Below are 16828 nucleotides of genomic sequence, written 5' to 3'. Positions count from 1 at the left end.
AATGCGCAGGACTTACAATGGGTCCATGACCCCGAGCACCCAACCACGCACCATCATCATCACCGGCGGAACCCGCGGCATTGGCCGGGCCGTCGCGCTTCGCATGGCTGAGCCCGGCAGAACACTCGTGCTCGGTTACGCCGGTGATGATGAGGCAGCCGCCGCAACGAAACGTGAGGTCGAAGCATTTGGCGCAACGTGTGTGACGGTGCGCTCTGATGTCACGAGCACCAAGGGGGTCGAGGCTCTCTTTGACGCGGCAGCGGCGGCTGGCGTGGCGAGTGGCAACCCCATCGACGCCGTCGTGAGTAACGCCGGCGCGACGCTGCACATTGGGCCGCTCGCAGATACGCCGGCCGACGTCATTCGCCGAGTTGTCGACCTGAACCTCACGTCAGCCCTCCTCGTCGCGAAGCGTGCCGCGCAGGTGCTCGTCGAGGGCGGTGTTCTCGTCAACCTTTCGTCGGCTGCCGCGCTCAGCGGCGCTCCTGGCGAATACGTGCACTATGCCGCGGCAAAGGCCGGCGTTGACGCCCTCACCAAGGGCCTCGCAGCAGAGCTTGCGCCACAGGGCGTGCGAGTCGTCGGCGTCTCCCCCGGCACCGTGAACACTCGCATTCACGCCGACGCAGGCGACGAGGGACGCCTCGAGCGGGCTGCCGGGCGACACCCGATGGGCCGCGTTGGCGAACCCGAAGAGGTCGCGGCTGCCGTCGCATTCGCGCTCTCCCCCGGCGCAAGTTTTATTAGCGGCACGACGATCGGGGTGACCGGCGGCAGATGACCGAGGTGCGGGGCTTGCGGCCCGATCCGCCTCAGAAAACACTGTGCTAGACCTGGGAATAGACCCCGTGGAGGCGCTGGGAGCCCCGAAGCTTGGTACATTCGCACCATGAAGAAGCGCCAGCCCCACCTCATGATGTTCAGCACCCTGATCGCACTCGGGCTCACCCTCACCGCGTGCGGCCACGAACAGGTCAGTGACGACACGGCCACGAGCGATGCCAATAGCTCAGGCTCGTCGCAGTCGGCTTCAGGCGCCGATGATGAGCAGCGCACCGACACGAGCGACCAGCGAGCTGTGGAGTGGGAGCGCTACGAAAAAGTGAACGACGACACCGTTCGTGTCTTTTATCTCGGCGGCACCGAAGAGTGTTACGGCTACCACGCGCAGACCACCGAAAGTAACGATGAGGTGCACATCGCAATCGTCGAAGGCTATTTGCCTGACGCCCCAGAAGCATGCCCAGACCTTGGCCGCGAAGCCTCGATGCTCGTGAAGCTCGATGCCCCACTCGGTGACCGCACCGTGGTCGCGCTCGAGAACCCACGCCTCGCTGATTAGTCGCCGGGGGCACTCACTGCAACTTGTCTGAGAAGTGCGCGTTGTTGCACTTCTCGCGCCCATTTCGGTGATTAAATAGGTGGCATGCCTGCATACCGCTCATTTACCGTTACCCATGGCCGCAATATGGCTGGCGCCCGCGCACTGCTGCGTGCCGCCGGCGTTCCCGGCGCCGACATTGGCCGCAAGCCAATCATCGCAGTCGCCAACTCGTTCACCGAGTTCGTGCCCGGCCACACCCACCTCGCCCCCGTCGGCCGCATCGTCTCTGACGCGATCACGAAGGCTGGCGGTATTCCGCGCGAGTTCAACACGATCGCGGTCGACGATGGCATCGCGATGGGTCACGGCGGCATGCTGTACTCGCTCCCCTCACGCGACATCATTGCCGACTCGGTCGAGTACATGGTCAACGCGCACTGCGCCGACGCAATCGTGTGCATCTCGAACTGCGACAAGATCACGCCGGGTATGCTGCTCGCGGCGTTGCGCCTCAACATTCCCGTGGTGTTCGTCTCGGGCGGCCCCATGGAATCGGGTCGTGCAACGCTCGCAAACGGCATGGTGCGCACCCTCGACCTCGTCGATGCGATCTCAGACGCGGTCAACGACAATATCTCAGACGAAGATCTCTTGCGCATTGAAGAGTCGGCCTGCCCCACGTGCGGCTCATGCTCTGGCATGTTCACCGCGAACTCGATGAACTGCCTCGTCGAGGCGATTGGTCTCGCGCTGCCCGGCAACGGCTCGGTGCTCGCGACCCACACCGCCCGCCGCGCCCTCTATGAGAAGGCCGGCGAGCTCATCGTTGACATCACGCGCCGTCACTACGACGACGATGACTACTCACTCCTTCCCCGCAACATCGCGACGCAGGAGGCCTTCGAGAACGCGATGGCCCTCGACATTGCCATGGGCGGATCAACGAACACCATTCTGCACCTGCTCGCAGCGGCGCACGAGGCCGGGGTTCCCTTCGGTCTCAACGAGATCGATGCCGTCTCGCGGCGCGTTCCTTGCCTCGCGAAGGTCGCCCCGAACGTTGCCAACGGCCGCACCTACTACATGGAAGACGTGCACCGTGCTGGCGGCATTCCCGCACTGCTTGGTGAGTTGCGTCGCGGAGGCCTGCTCAACGAGGGCGTGCACACGATCCACTCGAAAACACTCGGCGAGTGGCTTGACGAGTGGGATGTGCGCGGTGGCACGGCCTCAGAAGAAGCCATCGACCTCTGGCACGCCGCTCCAGGCGGCATTCGCTCGTCTACCGCGTTCTCGCAGTCTGAGCGGTGGGAGACCCTCGACACCGACGTCGCGGGCGGTTGCATTCACGACGTCGAGCACGCCTACTCGAAAGACGGCGGCCTCGCCGTGCTGCGCGGCAACATCGCCGTCGACGGTGCGGTCGTGAAGACCGCCGGCGTTGACGAATCAATCTGGAAGTTTTCGGGCCCGGCCGTCGTGTGCGACTCCCAAGAAGAAGCGGTCGAGAAGATCCTCAACAAGCAGGTCGGCGAGGGCGACGTTGTCGTCATTCGCTACGAGGGACCAAAGGGTGGCCCCGGCATGCAAGAGATGCTGCACCCGACCTCGTTCCTCAAGGGCCGCGGCCTCGGCAAGAAGTGCGCGCTCATCACCGATGGTCGCTTCTCGGGCGGCACCTCGGGGCTCTCGATCGGGCACATCTCACCGGAGGCTGCCGCTGGCGGACTCATCGCGCTCGTAAAGGACGGCGATACCGTCTCGATCGACATTCCATCGCGTTCACTCACGCTCGACGTCGATAATGCTGAGCTCGAGCGCCGCCGCGCCGAGCTCGAAGCCTCAGGTGGGTACAAGCCCGCGAACCGCGAGCGTCCCGTCACTGATGCGCTGCGCGCCTACGCGCACTTCGCGCAGTCGGCCGACAAGGGCGCGGTGCGCATCGTTCCCTAGGCGGGCGTGCCGCTGCCGGTTCCCGGCCGTTGCTCGTGAATTTCAGCTCTACTTGACGAAAAGCAAACACGAACGCAGGCGAAGCCCAAAACGTCGGTCAAGCCTGGAACGAACGCCAGCGAAGCCCCAAGAGCGCGCCGAAACGGCGACCCCCTACAGCGCCCGAGGCTCACCAGCCTCGCCGCCAGCCGCCGAGCGAACCGCCCATAGCGTGATCGCGGCCGCCGTCGCGACGTTCAGCGAATCGACGCCGTGATCCATCGGAATCGTCACGACGCTCTCGGCCGCGCCAAGCGCCTGGCGGCTGAGCCCGGGCCCCTCGGCGCCGAACACGAGCGCGAGCTTCTCGGGCCGGTCCCGGCAAAAGTCTTTGAGGTCGACGGCATCGTCGTTGAGCCCGAGCGCCGCGATGTGAAAGCCCGCCTCGCGCAGCATCGGGCCCGCCTCCTGCCAGCGTGGCAGCCGCGCCCACGGAACCTGCAGCACGGCTCCCATGCTCACGCGCACGGCGCGGCGATACAGCGGATCGGCGCACGAGGGCGAGAGCAGCACCGCGTCGGCTCCGAGCGATGCGCACGAGCGAAAAATCGCTCCGACGTTTGTGTGGTCAGCGAGGCCGTCAAGCACGACGACCGTGCGGGCATCGCGCATGACCTCGAGCGGATCGCGCGGAGCCGGTCGATGCATCGAGACCATCGCGCCGCGGTGCAGATGAAACCCAGTGAGCGTCTCGATCGTCGCCTCGTTCGCGCGGTATACGGGGACGTCAGGAAATAAGGCGATCTCGTCGGAAAGCGTGTCGATCCACGCCTCGGTCACGAGAAATGAGCGGGGCCGATGGCCCGCCGCGATAGCGCGTCGAATCACCTTGGGCGACTCGGCCAGGTAGAGCCCCTCATCGGCCTCGCGTGACTTGCGAAGCTCAACATCGGTGAGCGAGGTGTAATCGCTGAGGCGCTCGTCGCTCGCATCGTCAATGTGAATGAGCATGTTATGCCGCCTCCCCCGCGACGAAGCGCGACACGAGGTCGGCGGTTTCTTGCGTCGCCTCGTAGTGCACGAGGTGACCGCTTCTGGCGATGACGTGAAACTCGCGTGCCCCAACCGAGTTCGCGAGCCGCAACTGCTCTTCGAGCGGCGTGATGTCGTCAATCTCGCCCGCGATGATTTGGGTTGGCATGGTGAACGCGGCGCTCATCGAGGTGACGGTGTTGCTCACCGATGCAGTGAACGATTCGAGCAGCGAGTCGCGATCGGTGTAGGTGCTGAAATAGCGGGCGTGCTGGTCATGAATCCACGCTCGCAGTGCACGATCGCGAGTCTTCGCCATGGCCTCACTCATAACCCGAACAATGATGGGGTTGCGCAGGAGCTGGTCGGCGATGGGTGCCGGCAGTTTTGCCCCCGCCTTGTAGTAGAAAATCGCAAGCTTCGTCAGAACGCCTCGCGGCCCCTCGAGCGCTGGTGCGCTAATCGGGTTCACGAGGGTGAGCGTTTGGGGGTCAAGCCCGTCAGACACGGCACGGGAAACAACGAGCGAACCGAACGAATGACCGAGCAACGCAAATGGGCCTGGCAGCACCTCGCGCTGAAACTCACGCAGCCAGAGCGAGTAGCCTGCAAGGTCGTGTTCGACTGGAAGGCGTTCGCTCTCGCCGAAGCCAGGAAGATCGGGCACGATGACGCGGGCCCCGGTGATCGCCTTCGCGATACCCTCGAGACCGTGGTGGTCGCCACGAAAGCCATGCACGAGCAGCAGGGGCACGCCGTCGGGATCGCCGTACTCCCAGTAGGCGGTGGTGCGAGGGTCACCCGCAACCCCCCGCAGAGTCACGTCGTGTCGCACACCAGAAAGCATGCTCATTATTGTATAAGCCGCGCACGAACGACACCCGTGAGCGCTGTCTGTCACCCGTTGCTTGTACCATCGTTAGAGACACACTCATGAAAGGCTGCCATGCGCGACTCCCTGCCCCTCTGGGCCGAACAGATTGCCGTTTTCGACACCGAGACGACTGGCGTTTCTACACAGCACTCGCGCATCGTCACCGCGAGCATCGGGCTTCTGAACGGCGAAGACGTCGTCGAGCGCTACGACTGGATGCTTGACCCCGGTGTCGAGATTCCCGACCCGGCGTTTCAGGTGCACGGTATCTCGACCGAGATGGCGCGCGAAAGCGGCACGCAGGCCGACGTTGGCGTGCGCCAGATCATTGAGCAGCTCCAGGCGATGCTCTCGCGCGGCATTCCGCTCGTCATTTTCAACGCACCCTACGATCTGACGTTGCTCTCGTACGAGGCAGAGCGGTATGGCATCGCGTTTCCCGAGGCGATCACTCCCGTACTCGATCCGCTCATTCTCGATAAGCAGCTCGACCGGTACAGAAAGGGCAAGCGCACGCTGATCGCCGCAAGCGAGCACTATGGCGTTGACCTCTCGCAGGCCCACGATGCCGGCGCCGACGCGATCGCGGCGGGCAAAGTGATGCAGGCTATCGCGTCGAAGTACGCCTCTTCCCTGCCCGACGATCTCGATACGCTGCACCAGAATCAGGTTTCGTGGGCAGCAGCGCAGGCCGAGAACTTCGAGCAGTTCATGCGTTCAAAGCGTGACCCAAGCTTTACCGCAGATCGCCGCTGGCCTCTTCAACGATAGCCATAGACTGGCTCGAGGGTAGACGAAAGGGGCCCGATCCGCTGTGGATCGGGCCCCTTTCGTATCGCAGAGGGCGTGACTTACGCGCCGAAGCCCTTGAAGCGCTTGTTGAACTTCTCGACGCGGCCAGCCGAGTCGAGGATGCGCTGCTTGCCCGTGTAGAACGGGTGTGACTCGCTCGAGATCTCAACGTCGATGACCGGGTAGGTTGCGCCGTCAAGTTCGATGGTCTTGTCGCTCGACAGGGTTGAGCGGGTCAGAAAGGTCGTGCCTGACGCGAGGTCGCGGAACACGATTGCCTTGTACTCTGGGTGGATTTCGGTCTTCATTTTGATCCTCAATAGTTAGTCACTGCTGAGCGCAGAAAGTCTCTTGCGATTTCGCCAAAAACCTACTCTAGCAGATTTCTTGCATTAATGCGGTTTTGCCACGGCGTGGTATCGACCGTGAAGCTCGGCAAGCAGGAACGGCATGCCGAACGTTGCCTCGAGATTCTCGGCCGTGAGCGTTTCGGCGATCGGCCCCTGGGCCGTCACCTTGCCCTCGTTGAGCATGAGCACGTGCGTGAACCCTGGTGGAACCTCTTCGACGTGGTGTGTCACCATGATCATCGCGGGCGACACGGGCGACTGGGCGTAGCCCGAGAGCATCGAGATGAGATTCTCGCGTGAACCAAGGTCGAGACTCGCGCTCGGCTCATCAAGCAGCAGCAGCTCCGGGTCGGTCATGGTTGCCCGGGCGATGAGTACGCGCTTACGCTCGCCATCGCTCAGCGTGCCGAACGTACGATCAGCGAGATGGTCGAGATTCCACTCGCCGAGCACACGACGTGCCTGGCGCACATCGAGGTCGTCGTACTCCTCGTTCCAGCGCCCCTCGACCGCGTACGCGGCCGTGAGCACCGTATTGAGTACCGTCTCGCCGGCGGGAATGCGCCTGGCCTGAGCCGAGGCAGCGAAGCCAATGCGAGTGCGGAGCTCAAAAACATCGACTCGACCGAGCCGCTGATCGAGAATATCGACGGTGCCCTTCGTGGGGTATTCGTGGCCGGTTGCGAGCTTCAGTGCCGTCGTTTTGCCCGCACCATTCGAGCCGAGCACGACCCAGCGCTCAGAGTCATCAACCTTCCAGTTGACCTCGTCGAGAATCGGGCGACCGTCTCGAACAAACGATACGTTGTCAAACTGCAGCACTGTACTCATGACTTCAAGACTACCCCCTCTCGCGTGCTCTGCACGCTCGGAATTCATGGCGTGGCGCAGAAGCACTCCCACGAGAAGTAGGCTTATGGCATGAACGTTTCTTCAGAGGGCTTTTCTACGCCTGCCGCCACGATGCTCGTTGTACTCGACTGCGATTCGACGCTTATTCAAGACGAGGTTATTGAGCTCATCGCCGACGCGGCTGGCACGCGTGACGAGGTTGCCGCGGTGACCGAGCGAGCGATGCGTGGAGAGCTGGACTTTGCCGAGAGCCTCACACACCGCGTTGCGACGTTGCGTGGCGTTGACGAGAGCATTTTTGCGAGGGTGCTCGACCAGGTACGGCTCACCCCCGGCGTCGAGCAGCTCATCGCCCATGTGCACGAGCAGGGCGGCGTGGTCGGTGTCGTTTCTGGCGGCTTTCATGAGGTGCTCGACGGGCTTGCCGAGCGGCTCGGCCTCGACGAGTGGCGCGCGAATCGCCTCGTCGTTGACGGCGGCGTGCTCACGGGTGAAACCGAGGGTGAAATCATTGACGGGAACGCGAAGGCGGCCTACCTCACTCGGTGGGCCGAGGCGCACGGTGTGGCGCCCGAAAACACCGTCGCAATCGGCGATGGCGCAAACGATATTCCCATGATGGGCGTCGCGGGCCTCTCGGTCGCTTTTAACGCCAAGCCGAAGGTCCGTGAGTTTGCCGATATCGAGATCGACGACGATCTCTCGAAGGTTATTGAACGTTTGCCTCGCGTGTAACCGAGCACACAACGCATGAGGCGTCCCGCATCGTAGACAGATGCGGGACGCCTCATGCGTTTGGATCGCGACGGGCTAGTGCCCCATGCCAAGGCCGCCATCGACGGGAATGACGGCGCCCGAGATGTAGCCGGCGTCATCGCCAGCGAGCCATGCGGCAACGCCCGCGATCTCTTCAACCTGGCCAAAGCGCGCCGCGGGAATCGATGAGAGGTACTGCTTCTGCTGCGCCTCTGGGAGAGCGGCGGTCATGTCGGTCTCGATGAAGCCTGGAGCGATGACGTTCGCAGTGATGCCCCTGCCCCCGAGCTCGCGAGTGAGCGAGCGCGCAAAGCCAACGAGGGCTGCCTTCGACGACGAATAGTTGATCTGCCCGGCCGATCCATAGAGACCAACGACGCTCGAGAGCAGAATAACGCGCCCGAAGCGCTGCTTCAGGAGTCCCTTCGACGCGCGCTTTACGACGCGGAAGGTGCCCGTCAGGTTCGTGTCGATCACGCTCGTGAACTCTTCTTCTGACATGCGAAGCAGGAGCGTATCTTTCGTGATGCCGGCGTTAGCGACGACGACCTCAACTGGGCCGTACTCGGCCTCGACCTTCGTGAAGGCGGCATCGATCGACTCGGCATCGCCCATGTCGGCTGTCACGGTCAGTGCGCCTGCTGGGCCTTCGCCACTGCGCACGGTGACGGCGACACGGTGTCCCTCGGCGAGCATGCGCTGAGCGATGGCGTAGCCGATGCCTCGGTTGCCTCCCGTAACAAGAACGGTGCGGGGTGTAGTCATAGGGCTTTTACTCCTTGGTGGTGTGGTCATAAGCGCACGCCCAGCCTATCGGCGTAGAGTTGAGAGAGGAATGTTTATCCCCTTACTTCTCTGCTCTGAAAGGCGGCTCTGGTGCGCGATTTTGACGTAACGTCAGCCGGGGTCTCTGCTGAGCAAGATCGCAACCATCGAATGAAGGTCTACTTCATTATGATGGCGATTCGTCTCGCGTGCGTGCTCTCGCTCATCTGGGTGCGCGGTTGGTGGGTTTTACTCGTCGCCGTCGGCGCCATTTTCTTACCGTATTTTGCCGTACTCATCGCGAATGAAGCCGCAAATACCCGCGGCAAGCAGCCAGAGCAGCCCGACCAGCTACAGCTCACGGGGCACAATGACCCCGATGAGCCCGTAGTCCCTCGGCTCATCGTCGTTGATCAGCCAGCGGATCGTCGCGCCCACTCGACCCCGCACGAAGATCCCGCGCAAAGCGATACCGAGGGCACCTTACCCGACCAAACCGATGAAGCAGCCGACCAGGAGGTCGGCAATGCGGATGATCACGCACAGGACTCTGTGAACGGCGAACCCCTCACTGACGAGGAGCGCGAGTCGTGATTCTTTCGATGCTCGGCGATCCCGAGGCGACTGTTCAGTGTTCACGGGCTGGCTGCACGCTGCCTGCGCAGACCCGCATCATGTGGCGCAACCCCAAGATTCACGATGAAACCCGAACGAAGGTGTGGCTCGCCTGCGCCGACCACGAGGACTACCTTGCCGAGTTCCTTCGCGCGAGAAACTTTCCCGTTTCAACCGAACCGTTCACGGGAGCCTGAGGAGCACGGTGACCCAGAAGATGAACCCAGAGTTAGAACCGGCTGGCTGGTCGTTTCTCACTTCCCGCCGCTGGCTCGGCTACTACGCACTCATCATTGCCTTTTCGATTGCCTGCGTGCTGCTCGGCAACTGGCAGTTTGACCGAAGGGACCAGGCTCGCGCCGAGATTAACCGCATTGACGCGAACTACGACGCCGCACCGGTCATGCTCACCGAGGCGCTCGATGACCTCGATGCATTCGACATTGACGAGAACAAGTGGCAGCAGGTCACGATGTCTGGCGAGTATCTTGGTGAACCATACCTCGCGCGCAACCGCGCAGGCTCCGACGGTGTTGGCTCGCTTCTCGTTCACCCGTTCAAGCTCGACGACGGTACCCTCTTCTTTATCGACCGCGGGTGGATCCCGGTGAATGCGAGCGAGGGCATCCCTGAGGCTCTCCCCTTGCCTCACGACGGCCACGTTGAGGTTACGGTTCGACTCAGGCAAAGCGAAACCCAACTCGAGAACCGCAGCAACGAAGGTCGCACCCTGGGCTCCCTCGACCTTGGAGAGCTCGCAAAAGAGTTCTCAGAGCCCGCCTATACCGGCGCATACGGCCAGGTGGTGAGCGAAAGCCCCGCTGGAGAAACCGGCGAGCTGCCCACCCGCCCCGAACGCGACGAAGGCCCGCACCTCTCGTACGCCCTGCAGTGGTACGTCTTCATTCTCATTGCGATCTGCGGTGCATGGTACGCCGCGACCCTTGAGCACCGCTCGCTCAACCCCGAAACACACGAGCAGCGGTACGCGCAACGCAAACCGAACCCGCGTAAAGAGGTCAAGGGTTCAAAGAAGCCCGGCAAGCTCACTGACGCTGAAGAGGAAGACGCGTTTCTCGACGCTTAGGCTCCCCTTCTTTCCCCTCGCCGAGGGCTTCTTCGTGTGATACTCTTCGTTTCGTAGTCGACAGTTGATGACGAAAGAATGAGCGCCCATGAGCGATGCCCCACCCCCTTCGCAGGGCGAAGAGCGAGACGTTGCTGCGGCCCTTGGGGTGCAACCGCCATCACGTCGAGCCCGCGTCATCACGATCTCGGTCGCAACCCTCGCGACCGTTGGCATGGTTATCGGCGGAGCGTCGGTTGCTCTTGACCTTGCCGATCGTTCGACCCGTGTCGAATCGCGAAGCGAGACGCTCGCAGTCGAGGCCGCCGAACCTGCCGACCCGTATGCCGACGCTATCGTGGTCGGTGAGCTCGAGACTCAGGAACCGCCTTCGCACGCCAGGCCAATCGATTGGAAAATACCGGTCGATGCCCCCTTCGAAACCTTCCCGACGAATTTCGTTCAGTCTGAGCATTCTGAGTCGGTCTGGCTTGAGTGCAGCGACGAACAGTTCGCTTGGCTCGAAGAACACGCAAAGCCTTTTGACTCAATGTCTGACAGCAACGCGTTCAACCTCACGCTGCGCAATTCGGCAAACACCGGCGGATCGCTGCCGCTCGGCAACCTACGTTTCGAGGGTGCCGAAACCGAGAGCGTGGCATGGGTTGCGCTGGAATGCTCAATCGGGGGCCGCGGTGCCGCGGGCGGCGTGCAGCCGATGTACATCGACATCGACGGAACCGAGGCAGTGTATGGAGAGGTGCTCTCGTCATACGCCGAAGATGCACAGCCAGAAGGCTCTCCCGTCACAGTGAACCTCGCGCCGGGTGAGATTACCGAGCTTGTCCTGACCCGCGATCGAAACGTCAATACGCAACGCAATCATGAAGGGCGTTTTCTTGCTGACGTGCTCGACGGAAGCGATGAAACCGTCGTTCTCGCGAACGATGTCGTGTTCCAACGGCAAAAGGTTCTCGGCTACAAAATTCACTACATCGGTGTCGATAATGCTCCAGAAGGCGAAGCCGGCTCGATGCTTTGCATACGCCCCGTTGGTGAGCCGAATGAACATGGCTTCTTCGACGAGAGCGACCGAAGAGCTTGCAGCACAGCGGAGGTGGCAGAAATGCTGGCCGAGGCGGCACTGATTGCTCAACAGGAGGCATCGTGACGAAAGACGCGTATGCAGAACACACGGGCAGCACTCGACCAGCTTCAGAAGCTGACCGAGCACTTCCCCAGTCCGAAGCACCTCACCAAGAGCCGAAGAAGAAAACGAAGCGCGGGTGGAGTACGACCAACAAGGTCGTGGGCGGGGTGATCGCCGTCGTTGGCGCGATTACCGGAACCATCACCGCCATTGAAATCGTGACGCGCGACACCACAAACTTCTCACACCTCGAGATGTCGTTCGAACCCGTCACCGATGAAACGAGCGAGTGGGCCGTCACTGCGGCTCAGCTCACCGAAAATGCGTTTCCCGCCGGTGCAAGGTGCACCGCGGAACAGCATGCCTGGCTCGAAGCCAACGCGGTTGCTCTTGACCGGCACTACATGCTCACCCTGCGCAACACCGCATCGACTGGCTCAATGCTGGCGATCAACGACATCCGTTCGACGGCCCCTGAACCACCCGAACGGGGCGAACTCTTCATGCGCGTGGTCTGCGACCCGGCAGGCTTTCCCGCGCGCGATCTCTTCTACGGCAAGCTTCTTGCCGACCGACCCGACCTCGTTGCCACGAACGTTAACGTGAAGGGTGATACGGCTGCGCAGCGTAACCCCGAGGTTCCAGTGAGCTTCAATCTCGGCCCCGGAGAAAGCGGCAAGATTCCTCTCGATCTCTTCGGCAAGTATCCAGCCAACGGTGAAGTCGAGGTAACGGTCTATCGTGGCGATGAGCAGCGGGTTGAGCGGGTTCCCGGAAGCGAATTCACGATGCCGGCACTACTCTTTGGCGGTGACTGGTTTCTCGTCACAACGGATTCGGGTGTCGAATGCCGTCGCCTCGAAGCTGGAGCGATCGAAACGTGCACGCTTGATGAGGCACTGCACGAGATCGCGATTGCACAGCCCTAGGGCTAGCGCTAACCCTAGGCCAACTCAATAAGCTCGAGGTACTCCTTCGACCAGTGGTCTTCGGTGCCCTCGGGCATGATGAGCACGCGCTCGGGGTTCAGGGCTTCGACAGCGCCCGGGTCGTGCGAGACGAGTACAACGGCGCCCGAGAAGTGCGCGAGCGCGTCGAGAATCTCTTCTCGGCTCGCAGGGTCGAGGTTGTTCGTCGGCTCATCGAGCAGGAGCACGTTTGCGCTCGACACGACGAGCTTCGCGAGTGCGAGACGGGTCTTCTCGCCGCCCGAGAGCACCCCAGCCGGCTTGTAGACATCATCGCCGGTAAAGAGGAACGAACCGAGAATCTTACGCGCCTCGGTCTCAGTGAGGTGCTGCGATACCGAAACCATGTTTTGCAACACGCTGGCCTTGACGTCAAGCGTCTCGTGCTCCTGGGCGTAGTAGCCGACCTTCAGACCGTGACCCTTGATGAGGTGACCAGCATCGGGCTCGTCGACGCCAGCGAGAAGCCGCAAGAGCGTCGTCTTACCGGCACCGTTGAGGCCCAGGACGACCACTTTTGATCCGCGATCAATGGCGAGATCAACGCCGGCAAAGATCTCGAGTGAGCCGAACGACTTCGAGAGCCCCTCGGCCATAAGCGGGGTCTTGCCGCATGGCGATGGGTCTGGGAACCGGAGCTTTGCGACGCGGTCGACCTGGCGCACCTCGTCGAGGCCCGAGAGCATCTTGTCGGCACGGGCGACCATCTGGTGTGCGGCCGCGGCCTTCGTGGCTTTTGCGCCAAAGCGGGCAGCCTGCTCTTTCAGCTGCGATGCCTTCTTTTCGACGTTCGTGCGCTCCTTGCGGCGACGCTCCTCATCGGCGGCGCGCTGCCTGAGGTACAGCTTCCAGCCCATGTTGTAGACGTCGATGACTTGACGGTTCGCGTCGAGGTAAAAGACCTTGTTCACAGTCTCGCCCACGAGGTCGATATCGTGCGAGATGACGATGAGCCCGCCCTTGTACGTCTTCAGGAACTCGCGAAGCCAAGTGATCGAGTCGGCGTCGAGGTGGTTCGTCGGCTCATCAAGAATCATGGTCTCGGCGTCAGAGAAGAGAATGCGCGCGAGCTCGATGCGGCGACGCTGACCGCCAGAGAGCGTCTTCAGCGGCTGATCGAGAATGCGGTCGGGCAGCCCGAGGTTGTGGGCGATTGAAGCCGCCTCGGCCTCGGCAGCGTAGCCACCGAGCGTCTGAAAGCGATCGCTCAAGTTGGCAAACTTCTTCATGGCACGCTCGGCACGCTTGGGGTCGTCTGATGACATTTCCTCGCTGGCACGCTCAATGTTCTTCGTAAGTGTGCCGAGGTCCCTCGCATCGAGAATACGGTGCCTCGCGAGCTGCTCAGGGTCGCCGGTTCGCGGATCCTGCGGCAGGAACCCGAGTTCGCCTCGCACCGTGATGTTGCCCTCTGCCGGCTGCAGCTCGCCAGAGAGTGTGCGCGTCAGCGTGGTTTTCCCAGCGCCGTTGCGGCCCACAAGGCCGATCTTATCGCCGGCTGAGACCTGAAAGGTCACGCCCTCCATGAGTCTGCGCGCGCCGACGTCAATGGCGAGGTCTTGCACGGTGATCATGTGGATTCTCCTGAATATGTGTCGATCGCGTCTTGGGCAACCTCACTAGTCTAGTCGCTAGCCCGTGAACAAACGTGCAGAGGCCATGAAAACGCAAGGAGAGCGGGTGGACAATGCCACCCGCTCTCCTGTGAGGCGGTCGCGCTTCCCTTCAGGACTTACCCAACCAGAACGCGGTTTTGACCTGAAAACTCAGCGCGAAACCCTAGATGCTGAACCCGAGGGCGCGCATCATGTCACGACCATCGTCGGTGATGCGTTCCGGGGTCCACGGCGGCATCCACACCCAGTTGATGCGGAACGCAGTCACCAAACCGTCAAGCGATTCAGCGATGTCGTTCTCGATCACGTCAGTGAGCGGGCAGCCAGCACTCGTCAGGGTCATGCTGATCACGAGCGCATCGTTTTCTTCATCAAAGCCAAGGTCATAAATGAGTCCGAGGTCGTAGATGTTGACCCCGAGCTCGGGGTCACTGACGTTCTTCAGCGCTTCAATAGCTTGGTCGCGAAAATCGGGTTCAAGCGAAGTGATGTTCGTACTCATAATTCTAACCTACCTGATGACTAGGCGTTCACGAAGCGATCGTAGCCTTCTGCTTCGAGCTGGTTCGCGAGTTCTGGGCCACCCTGCTCTGCAACGCGGCCGTTCACGAACACGTGCACGAAGTCTGGCTTGATGTACTGCAGAATGCGCGTGTAGTGGGTGATAAGCATAATGCCAACGCCGGTGTTTGCCTTCGCGCGGTTGACGCCCTCTGAAACGATCTTCAGTGCGTCAACGTCGAGGCCAGAGTCGGTCTCGTCGAGAACAGCGAACTTCGGCTTCAGGAGTTCCATCTGCAGAATCTCGTTGCGCTTCTTCTCGCCACCCGAGAAGCCCTCGTTGACGTTACGCTGCGCGAACGAAGGGTCCATGCGCAGGTTCTCCATCGCACCCTGAACCTCTTTCATCCAGGTGCGGATCGAAGGTGCTTCGCCGTCAATAGCGGTCTTCGCGGTGCGCAGGAAGTTGGCGTTCGTCACGCCAGGGATCTCGATGGGGTACTGCATCGCGAGGAACAGGCGAGCCTGTGCGCGCTCGTCGACGTCCATCTCGAGAACCTCTTCGCCGTCGAGAAGAACCGATCCGCCTTCAACGTTGTAGCGTGGGTGACCCGCGATTGCGTACGCGAGGGTCGACTTGCCCGAACCGTTGGGGCCCATGATTGCGTGAGTCTCACCCTGCTTGAGCGTGAGGTCTACACCCTTGAGAATCTGCTTGGTGCCCTGCTCGGTATCTACGCTGACGCGCAGATCTTTGATTTCAAGAACTGAACTCATTACTTCACTACTTTCGTAACTGTGGGGTCAATGTATACGTTGCCGTCTTCGATCTCTACGACGAAAACTGGCACCGGCTCGAACGCCGGAAGGTTTTCTGGAATACCGGTCTTCAGGGAGAAAGCTGAGCCGTGTGCCCAGCACTCGAGGGTGTCACCCTCTACAAATCCCTCTGCCAGGCTGACCGCGCCGTGACTGCAGGTGTCGCCGATAGCGTGGATCTCTCCCTGCCCGTCTTTGACGATGGCTACCGGTACGCCGTCGATCACGACGCGCACCGCTTGGTCTTGCTGTAGCTCATCTACTGCAATGGCAAATTCGCGAGCCATTACGCAAGCACACTCTGTTCAAGCTCGGCGTCAATCGCCTGCTGCAAGCGAGACTCAACCTGCTCGTTGCCAATGCGCTGGATAACCTCAAAGAGGAATCCGCGTACAACGAGCTTGCGTGCCTCGTCTTCAGAGATGCCACGGCTTTGCAGGTAGAAGATATGCTCTTCGTCAAAGCGGCCGGTGGTTGATGCGTGGCCAGCGCCGGCGATATCGCCGGTCTGGATTTCCAGGTTCGGGATCGAGTCGGCACGAGTGCCCTCGGTCAACGTGAGGTTACGGTTCTCTTCGTAGCTGTCGGTTCCGCTTGCGACGCGACGAATGAGCACGTCACCGATCCACACGGCGTGCGCACCCTCACCCTGCAGCGCGCCCTTGTAGGCAACGCGGCTGCGAGTGTTTGGTGCATTGTGGTCCATGTAGACCTGGTGCTCGAGGTGCTGACCCGCATCGGCAAAGTATGCGCCGTAGCTCTCGCCGTTGGCGCCCTGGCTGTCGAGGTGAATCGAGGGGTTCACGCGAACGAGCTTGCCGCCGAGCGAAACAACGATGTGCTGCAGTTCGGCGTCGCGGCCTACCGTGGCGTGGTGGCTAGCGAGGTGGATTGCCTCGTCGTCCCACTCCTGAATTGACACGACCGTGAGGTTTGCTGCGTCACCCACAACGATCTCAACGCTCTCGCTGAGGTTCGCTGCGCCGGTGTTCTCAAGAATCACGAGGCCACGTGCGTGCGGTGCTGCCTCAATGACAACGTGCGCCGCGGTCGGAGTGTTGGTGAGCGCCGAGCGCTTCACGGTGACCGTCTGGTGCTCCTCGCTCGTGAGCAGGAGGTGGTGCGCGACCTTCGCCGAGCCCCACGCGTTTGCTGCCGCGCGATCCTCAGGAATACCTGCGCGCCCGACGAGTTCTGATTCCATCGGGATCCACTCGGTACGAAGGCCCTCGGCTTCCGAGACCTCGACGGCGAACTCTCCGCCGGTGAGTTCGCCGGTGAGCAGCTCGCTAATCGTGTCGATCGGCGTGAATTTCCAGTTGACCTCGCGGCCCTTTACCTCTGGAAAGTCAGCAACGTTGGTCGACTTAAAACGGTCTGAACGAGTCTGAACCGGTACGGCATGATCCCAGT

The 16828-nt window shown here is 61.7% G+C and carries 20 protein-coding genes; 10 read left to right on the top strand and 10 right to left on the bottom strand.

Annotated features, from left to right (window positions below; translation table 11 throughout):
• Positions 1-25 precede the first annotated feature (25 nt).
• The 3 genes from JSO19_RS00285 to ilvD all read left to right on the top strand — a co-directional run bounded on the left by JSO19_RS00285 (position 26) and on the right by ilvD (position 3280).
• A complete protein-coding gene (locus tag JSO19_RS00285) occupies positions 26-784 on the top strand; it encodes an SDR family NAD(P)-dependent oxidoreductase (protein WP_270909059.1) in 759 nt (252 codons plus the stop codon).
• 108 nt (positions 785-892) lie between these two features.
• A complete protein-coding gene (locus JSO19_RS00280; protein ID WP_270909058.1) occupies positions 893-1345 on the top strand; it encodes a hypothetical protein in 453 nt (150 codons plus the stop codon).
• A gap of 84 nt (positions 1346-1429) precedes the next feature.
• Positions 1430-3280: a dihydroxy-acid dehydratase gene (gene ilvD, locus JSO19_RS00275; protein WP_270909057.1), complete on the top strand. Its 1851-nt coding sequence runs from the start codon at positions 1430-1432 to the stop codon at positions 3278-3280.
• Between the two features lie 153 nt (positions 3281-3433).
• Here the strand turns inward: ilvD and JSO19_RS00270 are convergent, their stop codons facing one another.
• Together JSO19_RS00270 and JSO19_RS00265 are read right to left on the bottom strand one after the other, a co-directional pair.
• Positions 3434-4270 (bottom strand): TrmH family RNA methyltransferase, encoded by an 837-nt coding sequence (locus JSO19_RS00270; RefSeq protein ID WP_270909056.1) that lies wholly within the window; start codon positions 4268-4270, stop codon positions 3434-3436.
• A gap of 1 nt (position 4271) precedes the next feature.
• Positions 4272-5138, bottom strand: a complete 867-nt coding sequence (locus JSO19_RS00265) for an alpha/beta fold hydrolase (protein ID WP_270909055.1) — start codon at positions 5136-5138, stop codon at positions 4272-4274.
• Positions 5139-5237: 99 nt separating this feature from the next.
• On the opposite strand from JSO19_RS00265, the gene JSO19_RS00260 reads away from it, so the two are divergent.
• Positions 5238-5936: an exonuclease domain-containing protein gene (locus JSO19_RS00260; RefSeq protein WP_270909054.1), complete on the top strand. Its 699-nt coding sequence runs from the start codon at positions 5238-5240 to the stop codon at positions 5934-5936.
• Positions 5937-6016: 80 nt separating this feature from the next.
• Here JSO19_RS00260 and JSO19_RS00255 read toward each other — a convergent pair whose 3' ends face one another.
• Positions 6017-6265: a type B 50S ribosomal protein L31 gene (locus tag JSO19_RS00255; RefSeq protein WP_217132243.1), complete on the bottom strand. Its 249-nt coding sequence runs from the start codon at positions 6263-6265 to the stop codon at positions 6017-6019.
• Positions 6266-6349: 84 nt separating this feature from the next.
• On the bottom strand, positions 6350-7138 hold the full coding sequence (locus JSO19_RS00250; protein ID WP_217132245.1) for an ABC transporter ATP-binding protein: 789 nt from the start codon (positions 7136-7138) through the stop codon (positions 6350-6352).
• A gap of 90 nt (positions 7139-7228) precedes the next feature.
• Here JSO19_RS00250 and serB point away from each other — a divergent pair, with 90 nt between their 5' ends.
• Positions 7229-7894, top strand: a complete 666-nt coding sequence (gene serB / locus JSO19_RS00245) for a phosphoserine phosphatase SerB (RefSeq protein WP_270909053.1) — start codon at positions 7229-7231, stop codon at positions 7892-7894.
• A 75-nt stretch (positions 7895-7969) separates the two neighbouring features.
• On the opposite strand, the gene fabG is transcribed toward serB, so the two are convergent.
• Positions 7970-8680 carry a 3-oxoacyl-ACP reductase FabG gene (gene fabG / locus JSO19_RS00240; RefSeq protein ID WP_270909052.1) on the bottom strand — a complete coding sequence of 237 codons (711 nt, stop codon included), beginning with the start codon at positions 8678-8680 and terminating at the stop codon, positions 7970-7972.
• A 111-nt stretch (positions 8681-8791) separates the two neighbouring features.
• Between fabG and JSO19_RS00235 the strand changes: the two genes are divergently transcribed.
• The 5 genes from JSO19_RS00235 (at position 8792) to JSO19_RS00215 (ending at position 12440) form a co-directional block, all read left to right on the top strand.
• The gene (locus tag JSO19_RS00235; RefSeq protein ID WP_270909051.1) at positions 8792-9274 is read left to right on the top strand and encodes a DUF3099 domain-containing protein; all 483 of its coding nucleotides are present in this window, start codon (positions 8792-8794) and stop codon (positions 9272-9274) included.
• The gene (locus JSO19_RS00230; protein WP_333734743.1) at positions 9271-9492 is read left to right on the top strand and encodes a hypothetical protein; all 222 of its coding nucleotides are present in this window, start codon (positions 9271-9273) and stop codon (positions 9490-9492) included. The genes JSO19_RS00235 and JSO19_RS00230 overlap by 4 nt, the downstream gene beginning before the upstream one ends.
• An 8-nt stretch (positions 9493-9500) precedes the next feature.
• The gene (locus tag JSO19_RS00225; RefSeq protein ID WP_270909050.1) at positions 9501-10382 is read left to right on the top strand and encodes an SURF1 family cytochrome oxidase biogenesis protein; all 882 of its coding nucleotides are present in this window, start codon (positions 9501-9503) and stop codon (positions 10380-10382) included.
• An 88-nt stretch (positions 10383-10470) separates the two neighbouring features.
• Complete coding sequence (locus JSO19_RS00220; protein ID WP_270909049.1) at positions 10471-11532, top strand: hypothetical protein; 1062 nt, start codon at positions 10471-10473, stop codon at positions 11530-11532.
• Positions 11529-12440 (top strand): hypothetical protein, encoded by a 912-nt coding sequence (locus JSO19_RS00215; RefSeq protein WP_270909048.1) that lies wholly within the window; start codon positions 11529-11531, stop codon positions 12438-12440. Before JSO19_RS00220 ends, JSO19_RS00215 begins: the two co-directional genes overlap by 4 nt.
• 14 nt (positions 12441-12454) lie before the next feature.
• Here the strand turns inward: JSO19_RS00215 and JSO19_RS00210 are convergent, their stop codons facing one another.
• The 5 genes from JSO19_RS00210 to sufD form a co-directional block, all read right to left on the bottom strand.
• Positions 12455-14053 carry an ABC-F family ATP-binding cassette domain-containing protein gene (locus JSO19_RS00210; RefSeq protein WP_270909047.1) on the bottom strand — a complete coding sequence of 533 codons (1599 nt, stop codon included), beginning with the start codon at positions 14051-14053 and terminating at the stop codon, positions 12455-12457.
• 205 nt (positions 14054-14258) lie between these two features.
• On the bottom strand, positions 14259-14597 hold the full coding sequence (locus JSO19_RS00205) for a metal-sulfur cluster assembly factor (protein WP_217132257.1): 339 nt from the start codon (positions 14595-14597) through the stop codon (positions 14259-14261).
• Positions 14598-14617: 20 nt separating this feature from the next.
• Positions 14618-15373 carry a Fe-S cluster assembly ATPase SufC gene (gene sufC / locus JSO19_RS00200; RefSeq protein WP_270909046.1) on the bottom strand — a complete coding sequence of 252 codons (756 nt, stop codon included), beginning with the start codon at positions 15371-15373 and terminating at the stop codon, positions 14618-14620.
• Positions 15373-15702 (bottom strand): non-heme iron oxygenase ferredoxin subunit, encoded by a 330-nt coding sequence (locus JSO19_RS00195; protein ID WP_270909045.1) that lies wholly within the window; start codon positions 15700-15702, stop codon positions 15373-15375. The genes sufC and JSO19_RS00195 overlap by 1 nt, the downstream gene beginning before the upstream one ends.
• Positions 15702-16828, bottom strand: a 1127-nt coding sequence (sufD, locus tag JSO19_RS00190) for a Fe-S cluster assembly protein SufD (protein ID WP_270909044.1), incomplete at its 5' end; no start/stop codon positions are given. The genes sufD and JSO19_RS00195, both read right to left, overlap by 1 nt.

This window comes from Leucobacter sp. UCMA 4100 (genome assembly GCF_027853335.1).
GTDB lineage: Bacteria > Actinomycetota > Actinomycetes > Actinomycetales > Microbacteriaceae > Leucobacter_A.
The sequence above is the reverse complement of the archived record's forward strand: the minus strand, read 5'-3'. Positions and strand labels throughout refer to the sequence as shown.

Excerpts from the sequence above, each read along its gene's own strand:
- sufC (WP_270909046.1), bottom strand. The coding sequence starts at position 15,373 with ATGAGTTCAGTTCTTGAAATCAAAGATCTGCGCGTCAGCGTAGATACC.
- JSO19_RS00250 (WP_217132245.1), bottom strand. The coding sequence starts at position 7,138 with ATGAGTACAGTGCTGCAGTTTGACAACGTATCGTTTGTTCGAGACGGT.
- serB (WP_270909053.1), top strand. The coding sequence starts at position 7,229 with ATGAACGTTTCTTCAGAGGGCTTTTCTACGCCTGCCGCCACGATGCTC.
- JSO19_RS00210 (WP_270909047.1), bottom strand. The coding sequence starts at position 14,053 with ATGATCACCGTGCAAGACCTCGCCATTGACGTCGGCGCGCGCAGACTC.
- ilvD (WP_270909057.1), top strand. The coding sequence starts at position 1,430 with ATGCCTGCATACCGCTCATTTACCGTTACCCATGGCCGCAATATGGCT.
- JSO19_RS00285 (WP_270909059.1), top strand. The coding sequence starts at position 26 with ATGACCCCGAGCACCCAACCACGCACCATCATCATCACCGGCGGAACC.
- JSO19_RS00205 (WP_217132257.1), bottom strand. The coding sequence starts at position 14,597 with ATGAGTACGAACATCACTTCGCTTGAACCCGATTTTCGCGACCAAGCT.
- JSO19_RS00220 (WP_270909049.1), top strand. The coding sequence starts at position 10,471 with ATGAGCGATGCCCCACCCCCTTCGCAGGGCGAAGAGCGAGACGTTGCT.
- JSO19_RS00280 (WP_270909058.1), top strand. The coding sequence starts at position 893 with ATGAAGAAGCGCCAGCCCCACCTCATGATGTTCAGCACCCTGATCGCA.
- JSO19_RS00195 (WP_270909045.1), bottom strand. The coding sequence starts at position 15,702 with ATGGCTCGCGAATTTGCCATTGCAGTAGATGAGCTACAGCAAGACCAA.
- JSO19_RS00265 (WP_270909055.1), bottom strand. The coding sequence starts at position 5,138 with ATGCTTTCTGGTGTGCGACACGACGTGACTCTGCGGGGGGTTGCGGGT.
- JSO19_RS00270 (WP_270909056.1), bottom strand. The coding sequence starts at position 4,270 with ATGCTCATTCACATTGACGATGCGAGCGACGAGCGCCTCAGCGATTAC.
- JSO19_RS00255 (WP_217132243.1), bottom strand. The coding sequence starts at position 6,265 with ATGAAGACCGAAATCCACCCAGAGTACAAGGCAATCGTGTTCCGCGAC.
- fabG (WP_270909052.1), bottom strand. The coding sequence starts at position 8,680 with ATGACTACACCCCGCACCGTTCTTGTTACGGGAGGCAACCGAGGCATC.
- JSO19_RS00260 (WP_270909054.1), top strand. The coding sequence starts at position 5,238 with ATGCGCGACTCCCTGCCCCTCTGGGCCGAACAGATTGCCGTTTTCGAC.